The sequence below is a fragment of the Kribbella solani genome (assembly GCF_014205295.1).
Classification (GTDB): domain Bacteria; phylum Actinomycetota; class Actinomycetes; order Propionibacteriales; family Kribbellaceae; genus Kribbella; species Kribbella solani.
The window spans coordinates 2,776,858-2,797,054 of the sequence record NZ_JACHNF010000001.1 but is presented as its reverse complement, the minus strand read 5'-3'; the positions used below and the strand labels follow the sequence as shown (position 1 = coordinate 2,797,054).

18 protein-coding genes are annotated in these 20,197 nt (G+C 68.0%); 13 read left to right on the top strand and 5 right to left on the bottom strand.

The features are described 5' to 3' along the window. Positions 1–331: 331 nt before the first annotated feature. Genes HDA44_RS12525 through HDA44_RS12510 form a run of 4 tightly spaced genes read left to right on the top strand, consistent with a single transcriptional unit; the run spans position 332 to position 4,927 of the window. On the top strand, positions 332–895 hold the full coding sequence (locus tag HDA44_RS12525) for a (2Fe-2S)-binding protein (protein WP_337905906.1): 564 nt from the start codon (positions 332–334) through the stop codon (positions 893–895). Continuing rightward, positions 892–3,276: a molybdopterin cofactor-binding domain-containing protein gene (locus tag HDA44_RS12520; RefSeq protein ID WP_184833993.1), complete on the top strand. Its 2,385-nt coding sequence runs from the start codon at positions 892–894 to the stop codon at positions 3,274–3,276. The genes HDA44_RS12525 and HDA44_RS12520 overlap by 4 nt, the downstream gene beginning before the upstream one ends. Further along, positions 3,273–4,127, top strand: a complete 855-nt coding sequence (locus HDA44_RS12515; protein ID WP_184833991.1) for an FAD binding domain-containing protein — start codon at positions 3,273–3,275, stop codon at positions 4,125–4,127. Before HDA44_RS12520 ends, HDA44_RS12515 begins: the two co-directional genes overlap by 4 nt. Next, entirely contained in the window at positions 4,124–4,927 is an 804-nt protein-coding gene (locus HDA44_RS12510; protein ID WP_184833988.1) for an SRPBCC domain-containing protein, read from the top strand. Before HDA44_RS12515 ends, HDA44_RS12510 begins: the two co-directional genes overlap by 4 nt. On the opposite strand, the gene HDA44_RS12505 is transcribed toward HDA44_RS12510, so the two are convergent. Continuing rightward, a complete protein-coding gene (locus HDA44_RS12505; protein ID WP_184833986.1) occupies positions 4,892–5,446 on the bottom strand; it encodes an NUDIX domain-containing protein in 555 nt (184 codons plus the stop codon). The two genes, HDA44_RS12510 and HDA44_RS12505, sit on opposite strands and share 36 nt — an antisense overlap. Positions 5,447–5,531: 85 nt before the next feature. Here HDA44_RS12505 and HDA44_RS12500 point away from each other — a divergent pair, with 85 nt between their 5' ends. From HDA44_RS12500 to HDA44_RS12475, 6 genes are all read left to right on the top strand, one after another. After that, positions 5,532–6,740, top strand: coding sequence for a glycerate kinase family protein (locus HDA44_RS12500; protein WP_184833984.1), 1,209 nt, complete (start codon positions 5,532–5,534; stop codon positions 6,738–6,740). 192 nt (positions 6,741–6,932) lie between these two features. Beyond that, on the top strand, positions 6,933–7,289 hold the full coding sequence (erpA, locus tag HDA44_RS12495) for an iron-sulfur cluster insertion protein ErpA (RefSeq protein WP_184833982.1): 357 nt from the start codon (positions 6,933–6,935) through the stop codon (positions 7,287–7,289). Positions 7,290–7,407: 118 nt separating this feature from the next. After that, a complete protein-coding gene (locus HDA44_RS12490; protein WP_184833980.1) occupies positions 7,408–8,049 on the top strand; it encodes an ABC transporter permease subunit in 642 nt (213 codons plus the stop codon). Further along, positions 8,042–9,370, top strand: coding sequence for an ABC transporter ATP-binding protein (locus tag HDA44_RS12485; RefSeq protein ID WP_337905905.1), 1,329 nt, complete (start codon positions 8,042–8,044; stop codon positions 9,368–9,370). The genes HDA44_RS12490 and HDA44_RS12485 overlap by 8 nt, the downstream gene beginning before the upstream one ends. 46 nt (positions 9,371–9,416) lie before the next feature. After that, the gene (locus tag HDA44_RS12480) at positions 9,417–10,238 is read left to right on the top strand and encodes an ABC transporter permease (RefSeq protein WP_184833978.1); all 822 of its coding nucleotides are present in this window, start codon (positions 9,417–9,419) and stop codon (positions 10,236–10,238) included. After that, on the top strand, positions 10,235–11,206 hold the full coding sequence (locus HDA44_RS12475; RefSeq protein WP_184833976.1) for a glycine betaine ABC transporter substrate-binding protein: 972 nt from the start codon (positions 10,235–10,237) through the stop codon (positions 11,204–11,206). The genes HDA44_RS12480 and HDA44_RS12475 overlap by 4 nt, the downstream gene beginning before the upstream one ends. A 42-nt stretch (positions 11,207–11,248) precedes the next feature. Here HDA44_RS12475 and HDA44_RS12470 read toward each other — a convergent pair whose 3' ends face one another. Continuing rightward, entirely contained in the window at positions 11,249–12,616 is a 1,368-nt protein-coding gene (locus tag HDA44_RS12470) for a DHA2 family efflux MFS transporter permease subunit (RefSeq protein ID WP_202887335.1), read from the bottom strand. A 258-nt stretch (positions 12,617–12,874) separates the two neighbouring features. Here HDA44_RS12470 and HDA44_RS12465 point away from each other — a divergent pair, with 258 nt between their 5' ends. Beyond that, positions 12,875–13,585, top strand: a complete 711-nt coding sequence (locus tag HDA44_RS12465) for a TetR/AcrR family transcriptional regulator (RefSeq protein WP_184833974.1) — start codon at positions 12,875–12,877, stop codon at positions 13,583–13,585. Positions 13,586–14,293: 708 nt separating this feature from the next. After that, positions 14,294–15,703 carry an MFS transporter gene (locus HDA44_RS12460; protein ID WP_337905904.1) on the top strand — a complete coding sequence of 470 codons (1,410 nt, stop codon included), beginning with the start codon at positions 14,294–14,296 and terminating at the stop codon, positions 15,701–15,703. A 175-nt stretch (positions 15,704–15,878) separates the two neighbouring features. Here HDA44_RS12460 and HDA44_RS12455 read toward each other — a convergent pair whose 3' ends face one another. Beyond that, positions 15,879–17,132 (bottom strand): aspartate aminotransferase family protein, encoded by a 1,254-nt coding sequence (locus tag HDA44_RS12455; RefSeq protein ID WP_184833972.1) that lies wholly within the window; start codon positions 17,130–17,132, stop codon positions 15,879–15,881. A gap of 211 nt (positions 17,133–17,343) precedes the next feature. On the opposite strand from HDA44_RS12455, the gene HDA44_RS12450 reads away from it, so the two are divergent. Beyond that, a complete protein-coding gene (locus tag HDA44_RS12450) occupies positions 17,344–18,831 on the top strand; it encodes an NAD-dependent succinate-semialdehyde dehydrogenase (RefSeq protein WP_184833970.1) in 1,488 nt (495 codons plus the stop codon). Here HDA44_RS12450 and HDA44_RS12445 read toward each other — a convergent pair. Then, entirely contained in the window at positions 18,821–19,468 is a 648-nt protein-coding gene (locus HDA44_RS12445) for a GntR family transcriptional regulator (RefSeq protein ID WP_184833968.1), read from the bottom strand. The two genes, HDA44_RS12450 and HDA44_RS12445, sit on opposite strands and share 11 nt — an antisense overlap. Further along, entirely contained in the window at positions 19,465–20,193 is a 729-nt protein-coding gene (locus tag HDA44_RS12440; RefSeq protein WP_184833966.1) for a maleate cis-trans isomerase family protein, read from the bottom strand. Before HDA44_RS12440 ends, HDA44_RS12445 begins: the two co-directional genes overlap by 4 nt. Between the last annotated feature and the right edge of the window lie 4 nt (positions 20,194–20,197).

The window sequence follows — 20,197 nt, the reverse complement described above, 5'->3', positions numbered from 1 at the left end:
GACTGGCCGGTCGGCTGACCGGTCCAGCGCGGAGCGATCCACGACTGGCTTGGCCAGGACTGACCGATTCACCGCTGACGGAACGGCTGGCCGCTGGCCGTCAACCGCTGACTTATCCGCGACTGACCGGTTCATCGCTGGCGGAGCAGCTGGCTGCTGACTGGTCCAGCGCCGAATCGATCCAGCTCCGACGGATCGATTCGGTGGTGGTGGGCTGGTTTGGTGTGGATGTACCTGTCGGTCGGGGGTTGTGGTCGAGATCACAACGGGCGCAGGATCGAAGGTACGGCGAGTGCTGACATCTGGAGGCGGGGCGATGACCCGGATCACGGTGAAGGTCGACGGAAGCAGCTTCACGGACGAGGTGGAGCCGCGCACGCTGCTGGTGCACTATCTGCGCGAGCAACTGGGGAAGACGGGCACCGTGATCGGTTGCGACACCGGGAACTGCGGGGCCTGCACGGTTCATCTCGACGGCCGCAGCGTGAAGTCCTGCTCGCTGCTGGCGGTGCAGGCGGACGGGCACGCGGTGACGACGATCGAAGGATTGTCTACGAACGGACAACTGCACCCGATGCAGCAGGCGTTCCACGAGAACCACGCTCTGCAGTGCGGGTACTGCACGCCGGGGATGATCATGCAATCGATCGATCTGATTGTTGACAATCCTGATCCGAGCGACGAGGACATCCGGCTCGGGCTGGAAGGCAACCTCTGTCGTTGCACCGGCTACCAGAACATCGTCAAAGCCGTCCGCGCCGCCGCCCACCAGGCGAACGCGCGGCCGGCAGACGCGCAGGCGAACACACGGCCGGCAGATGCGCAGCCGGCAGGCGCGCAGGCGGTAGACGCGCGGCCGGCAGACGCGCCGGCGGCGGTTGGGGGTGTGGGGTGACTGCTACCGAGGAGCGGGCGGCGCGGGAAGTTGGGGCGCCGCGGCGGCGTAAGGAGGACGCGCGGCTGATTACCGGGCGGACGCGCTGGACGGACAACATCGTGCTGCCGGGCATGCTGCATCTTGCGATGGTGCGCAGCCCGTTCGCGCACGCTCGGATCACCGGTATCGACACCACCGCGGCGCGGGCTGCCGACGGGGTGGTTGCCGTCATCACCGGTGCGGACATCGCCAACGAGCAAGGCGCGCTGCCCAACGCCTGGGCGGTCGTGCCGGACCAAAAGGCGCCGGCGCACCCGTCGATGGCAGTCGATCACGTCGCCTTCGCGGGCGAGATCGTCGCGCTGGTCGTGGCCCGCTCGGCGGCCGCGGCGAACGACGCGGCGGAGCTGGTCGACGTCGACTACGACGAACTTCCCGCGGCGCTCGAGCTCCGCGCCGCCGCGCGCGACGAGGTACTCGCGCATCCGGATCTCGGTACGAACGTGTCCGCGGTCTGGTCGTACGACTCGGCCGAATCCGGCACCGGCGGTGACGTCGAGGCAGCGATCGCGGCCGCCCGTGAAGACGGGATCGTGATCGAGGAGGCGTTCCGCCAGCAGCGGCTGATTCCGGCGTTCATGGAGCCGCGGTCGATTGTCGTCGATCCTACAACCGAACAGATGACTGTCTGGTCGTCGACACAGGTACCGCACTTCGTGAAGATCTTCATCGCGCTCGTGCTCGGCATCCCGGAAAGCAAGATCCGGGTGATCGCACCGGACGTCGGCGGCGGATTCGGCGGCAAACTGCAGTTCACGCCGGAGGAGGTACTGACCGTCATCGCGGCCCGCCGGACCGGGAAACCCTGTAAGTACAGCGAGACCAGGTCCGAGTCGCTGATGTCCGCGCATCACGGGCGGGACCAGTGGCAGCAGGTCACGCTGGCGGCGAACGCCGACGGTACGGTCACCGGCCTGAAGGTCGAGCTGACGGCAGACATGGGTGCATACCTGGGTCTGGTCACCTCGGCGATCCCGTTGCTCGGAGCCTTTATGTACAACGGGATCTACAAGTTCCCGGCGTACCACCTCGGCATCACCAACGTGTTCACGAACAAGACGTGGACCGACGCGTACCGGGGCGCCGGCCGGCCCGAGGCGACGTACGCGATCGAACGCACCATGGACGAGCTGGCCGCCCGCGTCGGCGTCGACCCACTGGAGATCCGCGAACGGAACTGGATCAAGCACGAGGAGTTCCCGTTCACGACAGTCGCCGGCCTGCAGTACGACTCCGGCAACTACGAGGCCGCGACCGCGAAGGCGCGCGAGCTGTTCAAGTACGACGAACTGCGCGCCGAGCAGGCGCGACGCCGGGAATCCGGCGACCCGGTGCAACTCGGGATCGGCGTATCGACGTACACCGAAATGTGCGGTCTGGCGCCGTCGCGCTGGCTGGGCTCGATGGGGTACGTCGGCGGAGGTTGGGAGCACGCATCGATCCGGATGCTGCCGACCGGCAAGGTCGAGGTGGTCACCGGCACGAGCCCGCACGGCCAGGGCCACGAGACCGCCTGGAGTCAGCTGGTCGCGGACCGGTTGGGCGTGGCGTTCGAGGACGTCGAAGTGCTGCACGGTGACACGCAGGTCGCGGTGCGCGGACTGGACACGTACGGATCGCGCTCGCTGGCGGTCGGCGGGATGGCGGTGCTGGCCGCGGCGGACAAGGTGATCGAGAAGGCGAAGCCGATCGCGGCGCAACTGCTGGAGGCGAACGCCGACGACCTGGAGTTCTCCGCCGGTCGGTACGGCGTGCGCGGAACGGATGCCGGGATGACGATGGCCGAGCTGGCGTTCGCGGTGTTCCAGGGGCACAAGCTGGACGGTGCCGGCGACGGTTCGCTGGATGCGGACGCGACGCTCGACCCGGAGGACTTCTCGTTCCCGCACGGTACGCACCTGTGCGCGGTCGAGGTCGATACCGAGACCGGATGGTCGACAATCCGATCGTACGTGAGCGTCGACGATGTCGGCGTTGTAGTCAATCCGCTGATCGTCGAAGGACAAGTACACGGCGGTCTGGCGCAAGGGATCGCCCAGGCGCTGTACGAAGAAGCGGTGCACGACGATGCCGGTACGCTAATCACCGGCTCGTTCGATCAGTACTTGTTGCCGGGGGCACCGGATTTGCCGAGCTTCGAAACTGCCCGCACGGAGACGCCCGCGACCACGAATCAACTCGGAGTGAAGGGCGTTGGCGAGGCCGGCACGATCGCGTCGACACCCGCAGTGGTGAACGCGATCGTCGACGCGCTCCGGCCGCTCGGCGTCACGGACGTGACGATGCCATGTACGCCGTACCGGGTCTGGAAGGCGATTCAGGAAGGGACGCGCTCATGATTCCGGCGGCGTTCGAGTACTTCAGCCCGGCGAGTGTCGACGAGGCGCTGGCGTTGTTGCGCGAGCACACCGACGCGAAGGTTCTGGCCGGCGGGCAAAGTCTGATGCCGGCGCTGCGGTTGCGGCTGGCGGCGCCGGAAACGGTCGTCGATCTGGGAAAGATCGCCGAGCTGCGCGGCGTACGCGATGACGGCGACGCGTTGGTGATCGGGGCGATGACGCCGCACAGTACCGTACAGGCCGATCCGCTGATCGGCGCGCACACGCGGCTGATTTCGTTGGCTACGGCAACGATTGGTGATCCGCAGATCCGGCATCGCGGTACGTTCGGTGGTTCGTTGGCGCACGCCGATCCGGCCGCTGATCTGCTTGCGGTGGCGGTGGCGCTGGACGCGTCGTTCGTGATCGCGGGCAGTTCTGGGCGGCGTACGGTGCCGGCGGGGGAGTTCTTCCAAGGCGTGTTCAGTACGGCGCTCGACGAGGATGAACTGCTGGTCGAGGTGCGCGTACCCAAGTACACCGGGTGGGGTGCGCACTACGAGAAGTTCAGCCGGGTCGCGCAGGCGTGGTCGATCGTCTCCGTCGCGGCGGCCGTTCGGTTGGACGGTGGGGCGATCGCGGAGGCGCGCGTTGCCCTGGGCAACATGGGCGCGACACCGATCCGTGCGACCGCGGTTGAGCAGGCGCTGGTCGGACAGCCGGCGACTGCCGAAGCCGTACGCGCGGCCGCGGGTTGGGCGGCGGAGGGCACGGCGCCGACGACTGACCTCAACGGTGACGCTGACTACCGCCGGCATCTGGCCACGGTACTGACCAGGCGCGCGGTGCTGGCAGCGGCAGGTACGGCGTGAAGCTCGAGCACGCGTTCGTCGTACCCGCGCCGATCGGGGAGGTGTGGGACGCGTTCAACGACCTCGAACGGGTGGTGCCATGCTTCCCCGGCGCGACGTTGGACTCGTACGAGGGTGATGCTTTCACCGGCTCGTGCAAGGTGAAGCTGGGCCCGGTGTCGTTGCTGTACACCGGCACCGGGACGTTCGTGGAGCGCAACGCCGCGGATCATCACGCGGTGATCGATGCCAAGGGCAAGGACAAGCGCGGCAACGGTACGGCGACGGCGCGAGTCACCACCAAGCTGACGGAAGCCGGGCCCGGCAGTACCCGGGTAACAGTCGACACAGATCTGACCATCACCGGCCGTCCCGCGCAGTTCGGCCGAGGTCTCATCCAGGACGTCTCAACCAAACTCCTCAACCAATTCACCACCTGCCTGAAATCCAAACTGACCACCGAACCCACCACATCCACGGAGTCGGTGGGGTCGACTGACGTCGGCGGGGCAGCGACACCCCAGGGACCCGGCGGGGCAGCGACACCCCAGGGACCTGGCGGGTCGCCGACCTCGGACGGATCGGCCACGCCGGACCCCTCGCTCGGGCGAGGCTCGCCGTCCGATGCCAAGGGGAGCTCATCTGCCCAACCTGATGCGGGGAAGCACGGTGATGCGCTGCCGGACGATTCTCCGCAGCCCGAGGACGCGGTCGCGCTGGACCTCGTCGGCACAGTCCTTCCGCTCCTGGCCCGCCGCGCCGCCCCGTACCTGATCGGCGCGACCCTAGCCCTGATCCTCCGCCGCCTCATCCGCCACTGACGGGTCGAAGCACGGCTGCCCACTGAAGACAGCCGGCAGTACAGGTCGATGTCCCGCGACCACGACCAGCTCTGCGGCCTCCTCCGAGGTGAACCAGCCCGACTCGCTCACCTCCGCCGAACACCCCGCCTCACCGGCAACCACCTCGGCCTTGAACACCATCCCGACGACCTGCACTCGTTTCCCATCCGGATAGACCACGACCACATCCGGGTTCGAGTACACCCCGATCAGCCCAGTCACCCGTACCGACAACCCGGTCTCCTCGTACGCCTCCCGCTCGGCCGCCTCAGCCGGCCGCACGCCCGGTTCGACTGCGCCGCCCGCCAGGCACCACTCGCCGTTGTCGGTCCGCTTGGTCAGCAACAGCCGACCGCCGTCCAGAACCGCCGCGACCGCCCCGAGTCGTAGCTGCGGTACCTCGAACAGAACTGACTTCTTGCCAACTGTGTACCGAAGGACAGGTAGTGGTCGGTGATCGGGGCTGGTTCGTGCGGCGTTCAGGCGGGGCCAAGACATGTACGTAGACGACTACGTCCTGTCGTTAGGTTCGCGAAGTGGGCGGGCGATGGGCGGCCGGGGCGCGGTAGGGGAGGATGTGGGCATGCGGATTCTGATTGCGCCGGACAAGTTCGCCGGGACGCTGACGGCGGTTGAGGCGGCGGCGGCGATCGAGGAGGGGTGGCGGCGGCGCGACCCGGAGGCCGAGGTGCTGGTCGCGCCGATGGCGGACGGTGGGCCGGGGTTCATCGATGTGCTGTCGGCGGTGGTCGACGGGAAGTTGCTCTCGGTGACGGTACGCGGACCGCTCGGCGTGGATACTCCGGCGACGATCCTGCTCGCGGGGGAGACGGCGTACCTGGAGACCGCGCAGGCGTGCGGGCTGCACTTGGTCGAGCCGAACGAGCGGCGGCCGGAAGAGGCGTCGACGTACGGGGTCGGGCAGCTGATCGCGGCCGCGGTGGATGCGGGCGCGAAGCGGATCATCCTCGGCCTCGGCGGCTCCGGCACCAACGACGCCGGCGCCGGCCTCCTCGCCGCCCTCGGCGCAACCGCCGCGACCGACTCTGCGACCGACCTCGCGACCGACCCTGGGACCGACCCTGCGCCCGCCGGCGCCGGTGGGACGGCAGCCGATGGCCAGGCGTCCGCCGGCGCCGCGGCGGAAGGGCAGGTGGCGCGGCTGGATGGTGGGGCGGCGGGGCTTGCCGGGTTGGCGGCGGTTGATCTGCAGCCGGCTCGGGACCGGGTCGCGGGGATCGAGTTCGTCGCGGCGAGTGATGTGGAGAACCCGATGCTCGGGCTGCGCGGCGCGACCAACGTGTTCGGCAGCCAGAAGGGCATCCCGGACGAGCGCAAACCCGAGGTCGATGGCTGGCTGACGCGGTTCGCCGAGCTCGCGGACCGCAAGACCGCCGATCAGAAAGGCGCGGGCGCCGCCGGCGGGCTCGGGTACGCGCTACTGCTCCTCGGCGCCGAGCGGGTTTCCGGTATCGACCTGGTCGCCGAGCTGACCGGACTGAAGCAGAAGGCCGCGCAGGTGGATCTGGTTCTGAGCGGTGAGGGCGCGTTCGACTTCCAGTCCCGCGACGGCAAGGTGATCGCCGGCGTCGCGAAGGTGGCGAACGACGCGATGCGGCCCTGCGTCGTACTGGCCGGAAAGGTACTGATCGGTTCGCGCGAGATGCGCTCGATGGGCGTCGAGTCGGCGTACGCGCTGGTGGACGCGGTCGGCGAGGAGCAGGCGTTCGCGGACCCGCACGGTTCACTCGCTGTAGTCGCCGAGCGGGTCGCGAAGACCTGGGCGCGCTGACCGCCTCGACCAGCGCCGGGCCGGGCCGCGTGAGTCAGCGGGTGGGACGGCCCGGCGGGATGGTTGATCTGTGAAATTGGTGTGCGACCATGGGAATGAGCGCGGGACGGCCGTTGTTGACCCGTGTTGACATGAGACTTCCGTGCCGGCGGAGCGTGTGCGGCGGCACTTGAGAGATGACTGGAGTCAGGGATGACTGAAGCGCAGACCGAGCAGGCCGTCGCCACTGGTGTACTCCTCACCGACGGGGCCGCCGCCAAGGTGAAGGCGCTGCTGGACCAGGAAGGCCGCGACGACCTCGCGCTGCGGGTGGCCGTGCAGCCGGGCGGGTGCTCCGGGCTGCGGTACCAGCTGTTCTTCGACGAGCGTCAGCTCGACGGTGACGTGGTCGCGGACTTCGACGGCGTCAGCGTCGTGACCGACCGGATGAGCGCGCCGTACCTGAAGGGTGCGAGCATCGACTTCGTCGACACGATCGAGAAGCAGGGCTTCACCATCGACAACCCGAACGCCACCGGCTCCTGCGCCTGCGGCGACTCGTTCAACTGAGCTGAAACTTTTTCAAAACCCCTGGTCACCGCGGTGACCAGGGGTTTTGGCATGTCCGCAGTTTGGAAGCGATCGTCCCAATGTGTGAATCCAACGCTTGTTGGGTACGGCTTTCGCTGTGTGGGACTACATAACTGAGCGTCACTCGCAGTTGCTCTACCAGAGCTATCAGCACCTCAGCCTGGTCATCCAATGCGTACTGCTGGCGACCGTGATCGCGGTTGGTCTGGCGGTTTTCGTGCACCGCAACCCGCGGATCGCGTCACTGGCAGGTGCGATCAGCGCCGTCGGTCTGACCATCCCGTCGTTCGCGCTGCTCGGCCTGATGATCCCGGTGGCCGGTATCGGCACCGCCACATCCGTCGTCGCGGTGACCTTCTACGCGAGCCTGCCGATCCTGCGGAACGCCGTAGTCGGCCTGGCCGGCGTTGACGCGACGCTGATCGAGTCGGCCCGCGGGATGGGCATGGGCGCGGTCCGGACGTTGCTCCGGATCGAGCTGCCGCTGGCCTGGCCGGTGATCCTGGCCGGCGTCCGGGTCTCGGCGCAGATGTCGATGGGCATCGCGGCCATCGCGGCGTACGTGCTCGGGCCTGGTCTGGGCAGTTTCATCTTCACCGGCCTGACCCAGATCGGCGGCAAGAACGCCCTGAACTCCGCGCTGGTCGGCACGATCGGCGTTGTCCTGCTCGCTCTGATCCTTGACGCTTTGCTGCTGCTCGTCGGCCGCCTGACCACCTCGAGAGGTATCCGTGTCTGAATCCACCGTGACCGAGGGCAGCACCGGCGCAAGTACGAGCAGCCCGGCCGCCGCCGGCGAGATCAGCGGCGTCGACATCGAGCTGACCGATGTCGTCAAGCGGTACCCGGGGCAGAAGAAGGCAGCCGTCGAGGGGTTGTCGCTGCACATCCCGGCCGGCGAGATCGTGATGTTCGTCGGACCGTCCGGCTGCGGCAAGACCACCTCGCTGAAGATGATCAACCGGCTGATCGAGCCGACATCCGGCCGGATCCGGATCGGCGGCGAGGACATCAGCCGCCAGGACGACGACGACCTGCGGCGCCGGATCGGGTACGTGATCCAGGGCGGCAGCCTGTTCCCGCACATGACCGTGACGCAGAACATCGCGCTCGTACCGGGCCTGCTCGGGTGGGACAAGCGGCGTACGGCTGAACGTGTCGACGAACTGCTCGAACTCGTCGGCCTCGACCCGGCCCGGTACCGCAACCGCTACCCGAGGGAACTGTCCGGCGGGCAGCAGCAGCGCGTCGGCGTCGCTCGCGGACTGGCGGCCGATCCGCCGGTGATCCTGATGGACGAGCCGTTCGGTGCGGTCGACCCGATCACCCGGCAGCGGCTGCAGGACGAATTGCTCAGTATTCAGGAGGAGCTGCGCAAGACGATCGTTTGTGTGACCCACGATTTCGACGAGGCGGTGAAGCTGGGCGACCGGATCCTGATCCTGACCGAGGGCGCGAAGATCGCGCAGTACGACACCCCGGAGGCGATCCTGGCGAGTCCGGCGGACCGGTTCGTCGCCGACTTCGTCGGGGCCGGCGCGGCGCTGAAGCAGCTGACGCTGAGCCGGGTCAGCGAGATCGAGCTGTGCCAGCGGACGGTCGCGGAGATCGGCGATCCGGCGCCCGCGGTGCTGCGGGCCGCGGAGGCGGCCGGCGACGACTGCGTGGTGGTACTGGATCGCCGCCGCCGCCCGGTCGACTGGATGTGGACAAGAGATTTGTCGAATGTTGACAATGTGCCGGCGCCGCACGAGGACACCGACCTGGTCACGATCGACCGGCGCGCGACGCTGAACGACGCGCTCGACACGATGCTGACCTCCAGTCACGGCAGCGCGGTCGTCACCGGGCGCCGCGACGAATACCTGGGCGTCGTCGACTTCCAGTCAGTCCTGGCCCGAATCCAGGACGCCGCCCCGAACGGCTCCGACCCCGCCCCGAACGGCTCCGACCCCGCCCCGAACGGCTCCGACCCCGCCCCGAACGGCTCCGACCCCGCCCCGAACGGCTTGGGTCCCGCGCCGAGTGGCTCCGATCCCGAGCCGGAGGTCGCCCCGTGACGATGCCGATGCTCCGTCCGCTCCTCGCTTCGGCAGGGGAGGTCCAATGACCGTGATCGATCCTGGACCCGACACCAGCGCCAAGGAGAACCTCGCCGACGCGAAGGCGACCGCGGCGGGGCTGGCGTCGAATCGGGCCCGGCGGCCGTCGTGGGGCCTGCTGATCGGCCAGCCGTTGTTCGTCGCGATCGTTGTCGGATTGTGGGCAATCTGGCGATCCCGAGCCGAACTCGACTCGATCGAACAGCGCCAGCTCGACTGGAAACTAGTCGGACAGCTGACCGTCCAGCACCTCGAACTCACCGCGGTCGCCACGATCATCGTGCTCGTGGTCGCGGTCCCACTCGGCATCCTGCTGACCCGCCCCCGGGCCCGCCGCGCCGCACCGATCGTCGTCGCGGTCGCCAACGCCGGTCAGGCCGCGCCGGTGATCGGGCTGATCGTGCTGCTGGCGATCTGGCTGGGCTTCGGCTTCTGGACCGCGATCCTCGCACTCTGCCTGTACGCGATCCTGCCCGTGCTGCGAAACACGATCGTCGGCCTGCAAGGTGTCGACCGTACGCTCGTGGAGGCCGGCCGTGGCATGGGGATGTCGAACGTGGCGGTCCTCGGGCGGATCGAGCTGCCGCTGGCGGTGCCGGTGATCATGGCCGGCATCCGTACCGCGCTCGTTCTCGTCGTCGGCACCGCGACCCTCGCGACGTTCATCGACGCCGGGGGACTGGGCAGTCTGATCACCACGGGCATCCGCCTGCTTCGGTACCCGGTGCTGATCAGCGGCGCCGTACTCGTCGCGGCGCTGGCTCTGCTGATCGATTGGGCCGGCCGCGTACTCGAAGAAGTAACCCGACCGAGGGGACTCGGATGAAGCGGCTTGTAGCGGCAGGCGCCGCGCTACTCCTCGTCCTGTCCGGTTGCGGGCTCGGTACTAGCGGCGGTTTCGTACCGACTGGCGCGCTCGAGGGACCGCTGCGCTCGGTGAAGAACTTGGACGGCCTGACCATCGGGATCGGCTCGAAGAGCTTTCAGGAGCAGCTGATCCTGGGCAAGATCGCGGCGATCCTGATGCAGTCCGCCGGCGCGCACGTCAAGGATCTGACCAACATGCCGGGCAGCGACACGTCCCGGCAGGCAATGCTGCAAGACCAGATTCAGATGTCGTGGGAGTACACCGGGACCGCGTGGATCTCGTACCTGGGCCATGACACCGGGATCCCCGACAAGCAGGAGCAGTACGAGGCCGTACGCAAGGAGGACGAGGCGAAGTACGGGCTGATCTGGCTGAAACCGGCGCCGATGAACAACAGCTACGGTTTCGCGATGACCCGGAAGGAGTCGGACCGGCTGCACATCACCAAGCTGTCCCAGGTCGCGTCGCTGCCGGTGAAGGAGCACACGTTCTGCGTCGAATCCGAGTTCGCGAACCGGAACGACGGGTTCGAGCCGATGCTGAAGCATTACGGGATCCCGATCGGTACGGGCGTGCCGCGCAACAACATCAGGACCTTGGACACGGGTGCGGTGTACGCGGCAACCAGTCATGGGGACTGCCGGTTCGGCGAGATCTTCACGACTGACGGGCGGATCAAGTCGCTCGATCTGGTTGTGCTGCAGGACGACCGGAAGTACTTCCCGGCGTACAACGTGGCTCCGGTGGTTAGTAAGAAGGTGCTGGACAAGTACCCGCAGCTGCGCGATCTGTTCCAGCCGGTGTCGGACAAGCTGACCGATCCGGTACTGATCGACCTGAACGCCCAGGTCGACGTCGAGGGGCGCGAACCCGCCGACGTCGCCATGGACTGGCTGGTCAAGGAAGGCTTCGTCAGCCGCGACTGACCGCGCTGGCTGTGGCTGACTGCGCTGGCTGTGGCCGGTGGGTCAGCCGTGGCCGATTGCTGATTCCCGGGCTCTTTTCGGGAGGAGGTAGCTGACGGCGAGGCTGATCACGAACAGCCCGATCGCCAGCAGGACGGACGTTTTGGTGGCGCCGAGGAACGCGTGGGCCGGTAGCAATTGGAAGAACACCGTGCCGATCACCGCGACTCCGACCGCGCCGCCGTACTGCTGCATGGCGGTCAGGACGCCCGATGCCGAACCGGCGGCCTGATCGTCGATCGAGGCCAGGATGATGTCGAACAGCGGCGCGAACACGAGACCGGCGCCGATCCCGGTGGCCAGCGTCGCCGGGACCAGGTTCCAGATCGTGGTCGCGTCGCCGTACGTGTGCAGGGTGAACCAGACACCGCCCATCGCCACGGTCATCAACGCGATGCCAAGCTGAAGCGCGCCGCGGCCGAGGCGGGGTGCCAGTACGGCGCCGGACACCGGTGCGCCGATCGCGATCCCGAGCGAGAACGGCACCATCGCGAGGCCGGCTTTGAGCGGGCTGTAGTGCAGGCCGAGCTGGGTGAACAGATTGAACACCAGCATGAAGCCGTTCATCGCGAGGAAGAACGTGGTGATCACGCCGAGCCCGGCCACGTATCCGCGGTTGCGGAACAGCGATGGGTCGATCACCGGGTTCGCGGACCGGCGCTCCCGCCAGCCGAAGAGCGCGAAGACGACGATCGAGCTGGTCAACATCAGGATTGTCCACAATGGCCAGCCGAGCTCACGACCCTGGACCAGCGGGTAGATCAGCAGGCCGGACGCGGCGCTGACCAGCAGTACGCCGAGCGCGTCCAGGCGGGACGCCCCTGGGGTCTTGACCTCGGGCATGAACCGGAGCGCGCCGACCAGAGCGGCGAGGCCGATCGGCAGGTTGATGAAGAAGATCGTCCGCCAGCCGGCGCCGAGCCAGTTCGCATCGATCAGTACGCCGGCCAGAATCGGCCCTGCCACTGCAGACAATCCCATCACCGGGCCGAACATCGCGAACGCCTTGCCGAGCTCCTCCGCCGGGAAGATCGCCTTCAGAATCGCGAACCCCTGCGGGATCATCACCGCCCCGAGCAGCCCTTGAGCGACCCGGCTGCCGATCAGCAGCTCCGGGGTTGTCGACAATCCACACACCGCGGACGCGACCGTGAACCCGATCGCTCCGATCACGAACAGCCGCTTCCGCCCGACCAGATCGCCCAGCCGCCCAAACGTGATCAGCCCGATCGCGAACGCCAACGTGTACCCGGCCAGCATCCACTGCATGGCCGACTCCGACCCACCAAGGTCAGCCCGAATCGACGGCGCCGCAATGTTGACAATCGTCGCGTCGACAAGGTCCATCACCTCAGCAACCAAGATCGTCACCAACACCACCCACCGCCACCGGTGAACGCCCGTGGTGTGAGCGGTGGTTTGGGTGCTGGCGGGGTCTGGTGTTGCGGTTGCGGCACGACCCGGGGGCATCGGCAGCGCCGGCGTTGCGGTGGTGGCGTTTGGGGTGGTTGGTGGGTCTTGTGCCGCGGTTGTGTTGCTCATGATGGCCCCCTCGCGAGATTCGAACACCGTTCGTTGACGAACACCGTTCTACTCGCGAACGGTGTTCGCGTCAAGTACAGTGTTCGTATGAGCCAACCTCCGTGGCAGCCGATCACTCCCGCGAAACCCGTTCGGCAGGCGAAGGAGCCGCTGACCCGGGACCGGATTGTCGACGCCGCCATGCGGGTGCTGACCCAGAGCGGGTACGAGGCGGTCTCGATGCGCAAAGTCGCGTCCGAACTCGGTACGGGGCCGGCGTCCTTGTACGCGCATGTCGCCAACAAACGCGAACTCGACCAGCTACTGGTGGAGCGCACCGCGGAGCAGATGGTGTTCGACGACCCGATCGACCCTGCGCGCTGGCAGGCGCAGCTGAAGGCGACGATGCGCGAGATGCTCCGCGCGATGCGGGCGAATCCCGGCGTGGCACGGGCCGCGATCGGCGCGGTGCCGGTGGGGGAGCGCGCCCTGCGTACCACTGAACGCATCCTGACTCTGCTCAAAGCCGGCAACGTGCCGGACCAGGCGGCGGCGTGGGCGGTCGACCTGATCCCGCTGTACGTGACGGCGGTCGCGTTCGAGGAGACGGTCCAAAGCGCCTCGGACTGGACCCCCGAAGACGTGGAGCGCTTCGTCAGCAACCTGCGAACCTACTTCGAGGCCCTCCCAGCCGACCGCTTCCCCCTCACAGTCGCCCTGGCCGCCCCCCTCACCTCCGGCGCCGACGGCGACGCCCGCTTCGAATTCGGCATCACCGTAATCACCGCCGGCCTAGCCACCCTCGCCCCAACCCCATAACCCTCCCTTCACACCCCTCGCTCCGCACACCTCTCGCTCCGCACACCTCTCGCTCCGCACACCTCTCGCTCCGCACACCCCTCGGCCCACCGCCTCGCCGGTCCACCGTCTCCTTCGGGCCTGCACCCCTGGCCCCGGGCGCCCCGGCCAATCACGCTTCCGTCCACCGCGCCCTGGTGCACGCGCCGGGTCCACCACGCTGCGGTCCACCGCACCCGGACCACCCACCCCGCTTAGCCGCACACCGGTTCCCCGCACCCGGGTTCGCGTGCCCCGCCGCACCCGGGCCCACCGCGCCCGGCCGCACCGCAGCCTCGGGCCGACCGCGCCCCCACATCGCCGCAGCCTTGGGTTCACCGCACCTGGGGTTCACTCGGCTCCTGGTCGCGAACCTGGCGCGTACCTGAGCGCCACCCGGCCGATCGGCCGCGCCGCGCCGCGCCGCGCCGTGCCGTGCCGTGCCGTGCCGTGCCGTGCCGTGCCGTGCCGCGCCGTGCCGGTACGTGCTATCGGGCGATTGCGATGGTGCCGGCGGGGAACCGGGGTACTGCCTGCTGACAGCGGATCAACTGCGAGTTACTTCTTGTGGTTCACGAATGCACATGGTTAACCTTCGGATTGTCAACAAAACTACGACCTTCCCGTGGGGCGTGTTGATTTGTGCGAGGTGGGCACTCGGGTGAGGCCGTAAACGACAGGAGGAACACTGTGGAGCCCGAGAACCGACGACCCGTGGACACCCCGCCGCCCGGGGCGACCCCCACGGTTGAGGCGGAACCGCCGCCCGGAGTGCTCAAGAAGGCGATCGCCGCGTCGGCGATCGGGAATGCCACCGAGTGGTTCGACTACGGCATCTACGCGTACGGCGTGACGTACATCTCGGCCGCGATCTTCCCGGGTGACACCGAGAGCCAGACCCTGCTCGCGCTGATGACGTTCGCCGTCTCGTTCCTGGTCCGGCCACTCGGCGGCCTGGTCTGGGGACCGCTCGGCGACCGGCTCGGCCGTAAGCACGTACTCGCGATCACCATCATCCTGATGTCCGGCGCGACCCTGTGCGCCGGACTCGTGCCTTCGTTCCACACGATCGGGTACTGGGCGCCGGTGCTGCTGGTGCTGCTCCGGATGGTGCAGGGCTTCTCGACCGGTGGTGAGTACGGCGGCGCCGCGACCTTCATGGCCGAGTACGCGCCGAGCCGCAAGCGCGGGTTCCTCGGCAGCTTCCTGGAGTTCGGGACGCTCGCCGGGTTCTCGCTCGGCGCGCTGCTGATGCTCGGCTTCTCGCTGCTGCTCGGCGACGAGGCGATGCATTCCTGGGGCTGGCGGCTGCCGTTCCTGGTTGCCGCGCCGCTCGGTCTGGTCGGGGTGTACCTCCGGTCCAAGCTCGAGGACACGCCGGTCTTCCGCGAGCTCGAGGCGAAAGGCCAGAAGGAAGAGCAGACCTCGCATCAGTTCCGGGACCTGCTGGCCGGGTACTGGGCGCCGATCCTGCGTCTCGGTGGCATGGTGATCGCGCTGAACGTCGTCAACTACACGCTGCTGACGTACATGCCGACGTACCTGGAGAAGGAGATCGGGCTCAGCTCCGACAAGTCGCTGGTGGTGCCGATCATAGGAATGTTGACAATGATGGTGTTCGTTCCGTTCGCCGGCCGGATGTCCGACCGGGTCGGCCGAAAACCGTTGTGGTGGGTCTCGCTCGGCGGGCTGTTCGTGTTCGGTGTACCGATGTTCATGCTGATGAGTACGAACATGCTCGGCGCGATCATCGGGTTCGCGGTGCTCGGGCTGCTCTACGTACCGCAGCTCGCGACCATTTCGGCGACGTTCCCGGCGATGTTCCCGACCCATGTGCGGTACGCCGGGTTCGCGATCGCGTACAACGTGTCCACCTCGCTCTTCGGTGGTACGGCGCCCGCGGTGAACGACTGGCTGACGGCGAAACTCGGGGATTCGCTGGTGCCTGCGTACTACATGATGGCGGCCTGCGTGGTCGGTGCGATCGCGCTGATCAAGGTCCCGGAGACTTCCCGGTGCCCGTTGAACGGCACAGAAATCCCCGGTACTGATGACGCGCTGCCGCCGGTGGACCTGGAACCGGCCGCCACCAAGGCCTGAACCAGAATCTGAACCACAGCAGGAGGCCGGCCCGCCGATCTCCGGAAACAATTCGCCAGCTGGCGCACTATTTGTTCCGGAAACCGCTGGCCGGCCTCCTGCTGTGTACGGACACAGCTGAGCAACCGAAGACGCCGCGTCCGATGGGACGCGGCGTCAGGCCGAGGACCGTGGATCAGCCGGCTACGGCGGTTACCGCGTCGGACCAGAGGGCGGCGGCTTCGTCGATCTCGTCGGGGGAGACGACCAGCGCCGGGATGAAGCGGACGACCTGGCCCCAGGCGCCGCACGTGAGCAGGAGCAGCCCGCGCCGCGCCGCCTCCTGCTGAACCGCTGCCGCCGTCACCGGGTCCGGCTTCCCGTTCGCGTCACGGAACTCGTTGCCGATCATCAGGCCGAGTCCGCGTACGTCGGTGATCCGCTCGTGCTTGTCCGCGACCAGCTGCAATGCCTGCTTGAGCTGCGCGCCCCGCTCGGCCGAGTTCTGTACCAAGCCTTCGTCCTGGATCACGTCGAGTGTCGCCAGCGCGGCCGCGCACGCCACCGCGTTCGCGCCGTAGGTCCCACCTTGTGAACCAGGCCAGGCCTTCTCCATCAACTCCGACGACGCGGCGATTGCAGACAATGGGAACCCGGACGCCAGCCCCTTCGCCGTGACGACAACGTCCGGTCGCGATCCGAAGTGGTCGCCGCCCCAGAACTTCCCGGTACGCCCGAACCCGGTCTGTACTTCGTCGACAACCAGCAGAATCCCGTGCGCGTCCGCGCGCTCCCGCAGGCCGGCGAAGAACCGCTCGTTCGCAGGCACGTACCCACCCTCACCGAGCACCGGTTCGACGAAGAACGCGGCGGTGTCGGCCGGCGCGCTCAGGGTTTGCAGTACGTAGTCCAGCTGGCTGAGCGCGAAGTCGGTGGCCTGCTCGACCGGCCAGCCGAAGTGGCCGGGGTCGGGGAACGGCGACACGTGGACGCCGGCCATCAACGGGCTGAAACCGGACCGGAACTTGGTACCGGAGGTCGTCATCGAGCCCGCGGCCACGGTCCGGCCGTGGAATCCGCCGTGGAACACGATCACGTTCGGCCGGCCGGTCGCCTGGCGGGTCAGCCGCAGGGCGGCCTCGATCGCTTCGCTGCCGGAGTTCGCGAAGAACATCCGGTCCAGACCCTGGGGGAGTACGTCGCCGAGCCGCTCCACCAGGTTGAGCAGCGGCCGGTGCATGACGGTCGTGTACTGCGCGTGGATGATCCGGCCGACCTGCTCCTGGGCGGCCGCGACCACACGCGGGTGGCAGTGCCCCGTCGACGTGACGCCGATGCCCGCGGTGAAGTCCAGATATCGGCGGTCGTCCTCGTCGAACAGTTGCACGCCCGTACCGCGGGCGGCGACCACACCGGTCGCCTGTTTCAGGATTTGCGAGAGCTCGGCCACGGACTTCCCCTCTGAACGTCAAATGGTAGATTGTTGACAATCAGCGTATCTCAGCTGCCGAAGCCGGTGAAGGGGTGCTCATGGACGACCGGAACGAGTGCATCATCAATCCCAGCCCGGGAGCGGGTGGTGGGATCCCGTTGCGGTGGAGTGGGCAGCTTCCGGTCGGTGGCCGGGAGACCTCAGCGGCTGCGGCGAAGCGGGGTCGTGCATGAACCGGCCGGACGAAGCACACGCCAAGGACGAAGTACGCGTCGTGGATGCCGTCGAGAAGCGGTTGTTCGTCGACGGCAAATGGATCGAGTCCAGTGGCGGCGCGACCTTCGATGTCGTCGATCCGTCCACCGGTCAGGTCCTGTGCGCGGTCGCCGACGCGACTCCGGCGGACGGTCGCGCCGCACTCGACGCGGCGGTCGCGGCGCAGCCGGATTTCGCCCGTACCTCGCCACGCGAACGCGCCGACATGCTCACCGCGGCGTACGAACTGCTGATCGAGCGCACCGACGAGCTGGCGCTGCTGATGACCCTGGAGATGGGCAAACCGTTGCCCGAGGCCCGTGGTGAGATCGCGTACGCGGCCGAGTTCTTCCGGCACTTTGCCGGTGAAGCGCTGCGGATCGACGGCGGGTACCAGACCGCGCCGGCTGGGAACGCGCGCTTCCTGATCACGAAGCAACCGGTCGGCCCCTGTCTGCTGATCACCCCGTGGAACTTCCCGATGGCGATGGGAACCCGCAAGCTTGGCCCGGCGATCGCGGCCGGCTGCACGAGCGTGATCAAGCCCGCGCACCAGACGCCGCTGTCGATGCTCGCGTTGATGGGCATCCTGGCCGAGGCCGGCGTACCGGCGGGCGTGGTCAACTGTGTCACCGCGATGGACGCGGGCGGTGTGATGGAGCCACTGATTCGGTCCGGGCTGGCCCGCAAGCTGTCCTTCACCGGGTCCACTCGAGTCGGTCGCGTCCTGCTCGAACAATGCGCTGAGAAGGTGCTCCGTACCTCCCTCGAGCTGGGCGGCAACGCACCGTTCATCGTCTTCGAGGACGCCGACCTTGACGAGGCGGTCGACGGCGCGATCGCGGCCAAGATGCGGAACATGGGCGAGGCGTGTACGGCTGCCAATCGTATTTTTGTTCACAATGCGGTGATCGACGAGTTCGGTCGCCGGCTAGCGGACCGGATGGGCGCGCTGACCGTCGGGCGGGGCACCGAACCGGACATCAAGGTCGGGCCGTTGATCGACGAGGCCGGCCGGGACAAAGTGCGTTCGCTCGTAGCGGACGCGGTCGGGCGGGGCGCCACCGTACTCACCGGCGGCGAGATCGCGCCGGGCGACGGGTACTTCTACCCGCCGACGGTGCTCACCGGCGTACCGCGGGACGCCGCGATGGCGGATCAGGAGATCTTCGGGCCGGTCGCGCCGCTGACGCCGTTCAGCACCGAGGACGAGGTGATCGCGGCCGCGAACGACACCGAGTACGGGCTGGTCGCGTACGTCTTCACGAACGACCTGCGCCGGGCGCTGCGGGTGGCGGAGTCGATCGAGACCGGCATGGTCGGCCTCAATCAGGGGGTGGTGTCGAACCCGGCGGCACCGTTCGGCGGGGTGAAGCAGTCCGGGCTCGGCCGGGAGGGCGGTGCCGTCGGGATCGACGAGTTCCTGGAGACGAAGTACATCGGGATTGCCGTCAGCGGTTGACCAGCCGCTCGATCGCGTCGTCCATGTGCGCCAGCAGAAGCATCTCGGTACGGGCCACGTTGCCGGCCCCGATCGCTTCGGCGAGATCGGAGTGTTCCATCGCGCGGACGTCGGTCGCGAGGTACGTCTCCTCCAGCGCGTGGATGCACATCCGGGTCTCGATGATGGACGTCTGATGCATCCGGATCAGCCGCGGGCTGCCGGACAGCCGGACCAGGGTCTCGTGGAACTCGATATCCAGCTCGCCGATGGCACCCGGATCGCCGTCCGCATCCAGCATCGCGTGGCCGAACGCGGACAGCGCCTTGCCGGCCGCTTCGAATTCGCCGGCCAGGATCTGCCTGGCCGCGGCCAGCTCGATCGCCTGCCGGGCCACGTACATGTCGCGGATGTCGTCCGGCGTCAGGTCGACGACGAACAGCCCGCGGTTGCGGATGGAGATCAGCAGCCCTTCCTGGGTGAGCCGCTGCATGCCCTCGCGCAGCGGTCCCCGGCTGACGCCCAGCTTGCGGGCCAGGTCGGCCTCGGCGAGCTGCGAGCCAGGCTTGATCTCGCCATAGCCGATGGCTTTGCGCAGCTTGTCGGCGATGATGCTCGGCGTCGACTCCTGAACCAGCGGCTCGATGTAATCGGTCACTCTTGCTTCCCCCTTGTGGCGAACAGCGTCCCCAGATGTGGCAATGACGGTACAACGCCGGTCAACTGGAGGCCCTTCCAGACCGTCACCTGGTTCGCGGTCAGTACGGGCTTGCCGACCGCCGCCTCGAGATCGTCGACAATCGCCAGCGTGTGCATCGCGGTGTCGGGGACCAGGATCGCCTCGGCGTCCGGGTGGTCGGCGGCCTTCACCATCGCCACCACCTGCTCGGGCGCCAGGGTGCCGACCTCGGCGGCGGTGATGATCCCGTTGCTGCCCATCGACACCACCTCGACGCCGCCGCCGGTGAGGAAGCGGACGAAGTGCTGCGCCACCTCCTCCGGGTACGAGGCGGCCACGGCGACCCGCCGCAGGCCGAGCTCCCGGCAGGCGTCGACGAAGGCGATCGAGGTGGACGACGCCGGTACGCCGAGCGCCTGCGCCACGCCGGCCGCCTGGATGTTCGCGCCCTCCCGGCCGAACACGAAGCTGCCCGACGTGCAGGCCCACATCACCGCGTCCGGCTGGGCCGGCGCGAGCTCGGCAGCGCCTTCGGCAAGCCGCTCGGCGCGACCGAGGTCGAGCAGCGCGTCCACCCGGTGCGCGTCCTCACCGACGGAGGTGATCACCACCGGCAGCTTCACGGTCCCGTCCAGCCGCGCCTCGAGCGTCGGGTAGTCGTCCTCCGCGCTGTGTCCGGGATAGAGCAGCCCTACCGTGACCATCCGA

What these genes read in the sequence shown, in the direction of transcription:
- HDA44_RS12475 (WP_184833976.1), top strand. Translation starts at nt 10,235, where the DNA reads ATGAAGCGGCTTGTAGCGGCAGGCGCCGCGCTACTCCTCGTCCTGTCC.
- HDA44_RS12515 (WP_184833991.1), top strand. Translation starts at nt 3,273, where the DNA reads ATGATTCCGGCGGCGTTCGAGTACTTCAGCCCGGCGAGTGTCGACGAG.
- HDA44_RS12480 (WP_184833978.1), top strand. Translation starts at nt 9,417, where the DNA reads ATGACCGTGATCGATCCTGGACCCGACACCAGCGCCAAGGAGAACCTC.
- HDA44_RS12505 (WP_184833986.1), bottom strand. Translation starts at nt 5,446, where the DNA reads ATGTCTTGGCCCCGCCTGAACGCCGCACGAACCAGCCCCGATCACCGA.
- HDA44_RS12440 (WP_184833966.1), bottom strand. Translation starts at nt 20,193, where the DNA reads ATGGTCACGGTAGGGCTGCTCTATCCCGGACACAGCGCGGAGGACGAC.
- erpA (WP_184833982.1), top strand. Translation starts at nt 6,933, where the DNA reads ATGACTGAAGCGCAGACCGAGCAGGCCGTCGCCACTGGTGTACTCCTC.
- HDA44_RS12465 (WP_184833974.1), top strand. Translation starts at nt 12,875, where the DNA reads ATGAGCCAACCTCCGTGGCAGCCGATCACTCCCGCGAAACCCGTTCGG.
- HDA44_RS12450 (WP_184833970.1), top strand. Translation starts at nt 17,344, where the DNA reads ATGAACCGGCCGGACGAAGCACACGCCAAGGACGAAGTACGCGTCGTG.
- HDA44_RS12500 (WP_184833984.1), top strand. Translation starts at nt 5,532, where the DNA reads ATGCGGATTCTGATTGCGCCGGACAAGTTCGCCGGGACGCTGACGGCG.